Here is a 6,241-nt window from a genome sequence, read left to right as displayed (position 1 = left end):
TTACGTTGAGCATTTTCAATGGCTCTGCTGACCCATGGATGCTCAATAGCTTCACCCTCTTCCATACCCAGTTTCTGCATCAATCCGGCCATGCGTTCAGAAGCAAAAATCCGCATCAGGTTATCTTCGAGCGACAGATAAAAACGGGTTGAGCCCGGATCACCCTGACGACCGGAACGACCACGCAGCTGATTATCAATACGACGTGATTCATGTCGTTCGGTACCGATAATATGTAAACCACCCGCTTGCAAAACCAAATCATGACGTTGTTGCCATTCGGCTTTCACTTTAGCTTTAGCAGCTTCATCAGCCTCTTCACTCAGCTTGTCCAGCTCTGCTTCAAGACTGCCACCGAGAACAATATCTGTACCACGACCCGCCATATTGGTTGCGATAGTAACTGATCCCGGTTTACCCGCTTCAGCGATAATATGTGCCTCTTTTTCATGAAATTTTGCGTTCAGAACTTCATGTGGAATTTTGGCTTTGGTCAGTAATTTATCCAGATATTCTGAGCTTTCAATTGAGGCCGTACCGACAAGAACAGGTTGTTTTCGCTGCACACAGTCCTGAATATCAAGCAATATCGCATCAAACTTTTCTTTTGCTGTCAGATAAATTCTATCGGCTTCGTCTTTACGCTGCATTGGACGATGTGTCGGAATAACCACAACTTCCAGACCATAGATTGACTGCAATTCATAGGCTTCAGTATCCGCTGTACCGGTCATGCCGGACAGCTTTTTGTAAAGACGGAAGTAATTCTGGAAAGTAATGGAAGCGAGGGTCTGGTTTTCGTTTTGAATTTTGACCCCTTCCTTGGCTTCAATAGCCTGGTGTAAGCCTTCTGACCAGCGACGTCCGGGCATGGTACGACCGGTAAATTCGTCGACAATGATTATCTGATCATCCTGAACAATGTATTCAACATCCCGATGAAATAATACATGTGCACGAAGCGCTGCAGTTACGTGATGCATCAAACCAATATTGGCCGCATCATACAGGCTGGCATCTTCATCCAACAGGCCTGTTTCGGTTAATAAATGCTCAATTTTTTCATGGCCAGCTTCGGTAAAATGTACCTGTTTGTTTTTTTCATCAATGGTGTAATCACCCGGCACGGTGATATCTTCATCTTCACCTTCCTGCCGGGTCAGACTGGGAATCAACTTGTTTATCTGCACATAACGCTCAGAACTGTCCTCAGCTGGCCCAGAGATAATCAATGGCGTGCGGGCTTCGTCAATTAGGATGGAGTCAACTTCATCGATAACAGCAAAATTTAATGGACGCTGCACTCTATCTTCGAGACGAAAGGCCATGTTATCGCGCAGGTAATCAAAACCAAATTCGTTATTGGTACCGTAGGTAATATCTGCAGCATATGCTGCACGCCGTTCGTCACCACTCAGTCCACTGACAATGACGCCTGTGGTCAAACCGAGGAAACCATAAAGTTTGCTCATCCAGGCCGCATCACGTTTGGCAAGGTAATCATTGACGGTAATAACATGGACGCCTTCCCCGCTCAGGGCATTCAAATATACTGCGAGCGTAGCTACCAGCGTTTTACCCTCGCCGGTTTTCATTTCGGCAATTTTTCCGTCATTCAGCACCATACCGCCTATCAACTGCACGTCAAAATGGCGCATTTCCATAATGCGTTTACCGGCTTCACGTACGACAGCAAATGCTTCTACCAGGATATCATTCAGTGTTTGCCCATCATCCAGTCTTTGTTTGAATTCTATGGTTTTGGATTTTAAAGCGGCATCGTCAAGCTTTTCATACTCGCTTTCCAATTCATTGATGAGGCTGACCTGTTTTTGCAGTTTTTTGATTACACGATCGTTACGACTGCCAAAAACCTTACTGAAAAACTTGCCTACCATGACTTAAACTACCTGTTGAATGTGCCGAATTGACGACAGTTTGATTAAACGCGTGATTATAACGCGTACTGTTGGGAAGATCGAAGACTCACCGCATTTTTTTAAGTGGTGTCTGATTTTTCAAATACAAGAGGAATTATTCGATGTAATTAAACGGATTAACGGATTTACCGTCTCTTAATACTTCGAAATGAACATGAGGTCCAGTTGAACGACCAGTTGATCCCATCAGCGCAATAACATCTCCTTTGTTAACACGATCTCCGGTACTGACATTGATGGTTTTGTTATGCGCATAGCGGGTTACATAGCCATTTCCATGGTCAATTTCAACCAGTCCACCGTATCCACCACGCATGCCCGCCCAGCTGACAATTCCATCCGCCACAGAAATCACTGAGCTACCGGTTTTTCCGGCAAAATCGAGTCCATCATGGAAAGCTTTTTTCCCATTAAATGGATCAACGCGATAGCCATAGAAAGAAGATAACCAGCCATCAACCACAGGACGACCACTTGGTATGGCTCCGGCGATATTCTCATTTGTAATCAGAAACTCTTGTAATGCCGTCAAGGTATCCTGTTGATCAGCAAAATCCTGTGAGAGACGAACCAGACTTTCTTCAAATTCGGCGTTTGATAACCAGTCACCGGAATTTTCAATACCCCCCATCCCGGGAGCAAATTCCAAATCAAAGTCAGAAAGTTCAAAACCTGCAATTTCAGCTAATCGCTGACTAAGCATTTTCAGACGAATGGCCTCAGCCTGTAAGCCCCCTAACTGCTGCGCGTAAAAACCCTGAATGGCTTCATTTGCGGTTGTGTCATCACTGATAGAGAGGGGATCGGTTTTCGGGGTGAGGAGTCGAGCGGTTGGGAAAAATTTTGAGTCTACTGTATCGTTAATAGCTGTCTTATCTTTTATATAATTCATTGTAGAGACAGTTATCGCAATCGTCATGGTTAATAGAAATGTGACTAGCAGCATCAATTTCGTTCGGCTTAAATGCCAATGCTTGTGGCCGGTATTGTCGGCGGATATTATGATAATCTGCATACTTATCCTCGTCCCGGATTGAGACATGTCAAATAAACCGCTTCATTTCAGTACTGTTTGCCAGGCAAACCAGCAATTACAACAAATTTCGAAGCGCGCTCAAAAATTAACCCAGCTTAACAGCATTCTGCAAGAAATTTTACCTTCGCAGTTCGCAGGACATTGCCAGCTGGCGAATATGAAAGACAATAAAATCATCATACATACAGAAAACGCGGCAATTGCCAGCTTATTACGCTTTCATTCCGCTACTATTTGTAAAACATTTTCCAGCGAGTTGTCTACGCAAATTGAACGTGTTGAGGTAAAAGTAAAACCTCAGCACCCGACCGAGAAGTCGGCAAAATCTAATATGATCGATATGTCTAATAACAACGCAGCGCTGATTGCTCAGACCGCCGCCGGGTTAGACGATGGTCAGCTCAAAACAGCGCTGCATAAACTCGCTAAGCGAGGTAAAACTCGTGACAACTCCTAGCTGACAATTGAAGCGGCAGGCCGACTGAACACAATAGGTGCATCAGCATCTTCTTCAAAAGTTACCAGTTCCCAACAATCTTCCTGAGCAATGAGTTTGCGTAACAGTCGATTGTTCACTTCATGACCGGATTTATGTCCGACGAATGCACCGATCAGACTATGGCCCAACAGGTATAAATCACCGATCGCATCAAGTACTTTATGACGGACAAACTCGTCTTCATAACGAAGACCATCTTCATTTAAAACACGGAAATCATCTACAACAATGGCATTATCCATACTACCACCCAGCGCCAGATTCATTTCCCGCAGTTTTTCGATATCTTTCATAAAACCGAAGGTTCTGGCACGACTGACTTCACGAACAAATGATGTGGAGGAGAAATCAACATCAACCTGTTGTGGTCTGCCGGTAAAGGCCGGGTGCTCAAAATCAATGGTAAAAGAGACTTTGAATCCCTCAAATGGCTCGAACTTGGCCCATTTATCACCATCTTCCAGTAATACAGGCTTTTTAATACGGATAAATTGCTTAGCAACTGCCTGTTCTTCAATACCTGCAGATTGCACCAGAAACACAAAAGGTCCGGCACTGCCGTCCATGATAGGAACTTCTGCTGCATTGAGATCAATATAAGCATTATCGATACCCAGCCCGGCAAAGGCTGAAAGTAAATGTTCCACTGTTGAGACCCGCTGACCATTCTGAATCAATGTGGTTGACAGGGCTGTCTCACCCACATTTTCAGCTTTGGCCTCGATTTCAACAACCGGATCCAGATCGACTCGTCGGAAAATAATGCCAGTATTAGGGGCAGCCGGACGCAGCGTTAAATAGACCATTTCACCGCTGTGCAATCCCACACCTGTGGCACGAATCACATTTTTCAATGTTCGTTGCTTTATCAAGGTGCTTTACCCCCTTTTCTAGTTTAATTATCTGACAATAATATCATAGGCTTATACGACTTCACCATCTACATTAATCAGCCTGTCTTCGCAAAAATGCCGGAATGTCCAGATAATCCATGTTGACATCACCATTAGCCACTTGTTTATGTTCGTTGTTACGACCATTTCGTAAAACAGTTGGTTCATCATAGTCAATGTCAACCGGCTTCTTAACAATTTCGATTTGCGGTGCTGCGGTTGTCGTCTCAACGGGTTTTGCTACTGCCGCTCTTGCAACGCCCAACCCGGTTGCCACTACGGTTACCCGTAACTCATCGGTCATATCAGGATCAATCACCGTACCAACCACTACTGTTGCGTCCTCTGAAGCAAATTCTTTAATAGTGTTACCCACTTCTTCAAATTCACCAATACTCATATCCAGGCCAGCGGTGATATTAACCAGTACGCCACGCGCACCCGCCAAATCAACATCTTCCAGTAACGGGCTTGAAACAGCCAGTCTGGCGGCTTCTGCAGCGCGGTTTTCACCTGAAGCCCGGCCGGTTCCCATCATAGCCATACCCATCTCAGACATAACTGTGCGTACGTCAGCAAAGTCAACGTTAATCATACCTTCACGGGTAATCAGTTCGGCAATACCCTGAACTGCACCCAGCAGGACATCATTAGCTGATTTAAACGCATTAAGCAGGCTCATTTCCTTACCCAACACTTTCAGCAGTTTTTCATTTGGAATAGTAATCAGTGAATCTACATGCTGACTTAACTCTTCAATACCAGCGGTAGCCACTTTCAGTCTTTTGCCGCCTTCAAAAGGAAATGGTTTGGTGACAACTGCAACCGTTAAAATTCCCATCTCTTTAGCAACTTGTGCGACTACTGGCGCAGCTCCGGTACCTGTACCGCCGCCCATACCAGCAGTGATGAAGACCATATCAGCGCCGCTGATGACTTCCATAATACGTTCACGGTCTTCCAATGCAGCTTGTCGACCTACATCAGGGTTGGCACCGGCACCCAGCCCTTTAGTAATATCAGTACCTAATTGTAAATGTGTAGTGGCATTACTTTTACGTAAAGCCTGTGCATCCGTATTGGCACAGATAAAATCAACACCTTCGATTTTATTGGCCACCATGTGTTCCAAAGCGTTACCGCCACCGCCACCTACACCGATGACTTTGATAACCGCATTTGCTGTATATGTATCAATCAATTCAAATGTCATGATTTTCTCCCCTCTTTATTTACTAACAAGGCTTGCTCAGAAATTGCCCTGAAACCAACTTTTCATTCTGGCAAGCATTCCTTTAAAACCATCCGAGATCACAGATTCACTGTGTCCGGTACTCACTTGTTCATTTCCAAACAGTAATAAACCCACACCTGTGGCGTGGATTGGATTACGTACTACATCTACTAAACCACCAACATGCTGGGGTACACCAAGCCTTACCGGCAAATGGAAAACTTCTTCTGCCAGTTCGATTGCACCTTCCATTTTTGAACTGCCTCCGGTCAATACCACTCCGGCAGCTAACATTTCTTCAAAGCCACTGCGACGCAGTTCAGCCTGTACCAGCATTAATAATTCTTCATAACGTGGTTCAACCACTTCGGCCAGTGTCTGTCTCGCCAGTTGACGAGGAGGTCTGTCTCCGACACTTGGCACTTCTATGGTTTCATCTTCCCGTGCCAGTTGTGTCAGTGCACAGGCATATTTGATTTTGATTTCTTCGGCATACTGGGTGGGCGTACGTAAGGCCACCGCAATATCATTAGTAACCTGATCGCCAGCGATCGGAATCACAGCGGTATGACGTATGGCACCATCAATAAACACGGCAATATCCGTTGTACCTCCACCGATATCGACGATGCAGACACC

The 6,241-nt window shown here is 45.1% G+C and carries 5 protein-coding genes and 1 pseudogene; 1 reads left to right on the top strand and 5 read right to left on the bottom strand.

The features are described 5' to 3' along the window. Together secA and B3182_RS01960 are read right to left on the bottom strand one after the other, a co-directional pair. Positions 1-1,898: preprotein translocase subunit SecA (gene secA, locus B3182_RS01965; protein ID WP_292751334.1), on the bottom strand; the 1,898-nt coding region annotated here is incomplete at its 3' end. Between the two features lie 136 nt (positions 1,899-2,034). Beyond that, complete coding sequence (locus B3182_RS01960; protein ID WP_414673336.1) at positions 2,035-2,832, bottom strand: M23 family metallopeptidase; 798 nt, start codon at positions 2,830-2,832, stop codon at positions 2,035-2,037. A gap of 148 nt (positions 2,833-2,980) precedes the next feature. Here B3182_RS01960 and B3182_RS01955 point away from each other — a divergent pair, with 148 nt between their 5' ends. Continuing rightward, positions 2,981-3,433 (top strand): DUF721 domain-containing protein, encoded by a 453-nt coding sequence (locus B3182_RS01955; protein ID WP_292357855.1) that lies wholly within the window; start codon positions 2,981-2,983, stop codon positions 3,431-3,433. Here the strand turns inward: B3182_RS01955 and lpxC are convergent. The 3 genes and pseudogenes from lpxC to ftsA form a co-directional block, all read right to left on the bottom strand. Next, complete coding sequence (lpxC, locus tag B3182_RS01950) at positions 3,430-4,347, bottom strand: UDP-3-O-acyl-N-acetylglucosamine deacetylase (RefSeq protein WP_292357853.1); 918 nt, start codon at positions 4,345-4,347, stop codon at positions 3,430-3,432. The genes B3182_RS01955 and lpxC overlap by 4 nt on opposite strands. A 73-nt stretch (positions 4,348-4,420) precedes the next feature. Continuing rightward, positions 4,421-5,581 (bottom strand): cell division protein FtsZ, encoded by a 1,161-nt coding sequence (gene ftsZ / locus B3182_RS01945; RefSeq protein WP_292357852.1) that lies wholly within the window; start codon positions 5,579-5,581, stop codon positions 4,421-4,423. 132 nt (positions 5,582-5,713) lie between these two features. Beyond that, positions 5,714-6,241 (bottom strand): annotated as a pseudogene (ftsA, locus tag B3182_RS01940) (cell division protein FtsA); the annotation flags it as partial.

Source organism: Methylophaga sp. UBA4204, assembly GCF_002379485.1.
In the GTDB taxonomy this organism is placed as follows: domain Bacteria; phylum Pseudomonadota; class Gammaproteobacteria; order Nitrosococcales; family Methylophagaceae; genus Methylophaga.
The sequence above is the reverse complement of the archived record's forward strand: the minus strand, read 5'-3'. Positions and strand labels throughout refer to the sequence as shown.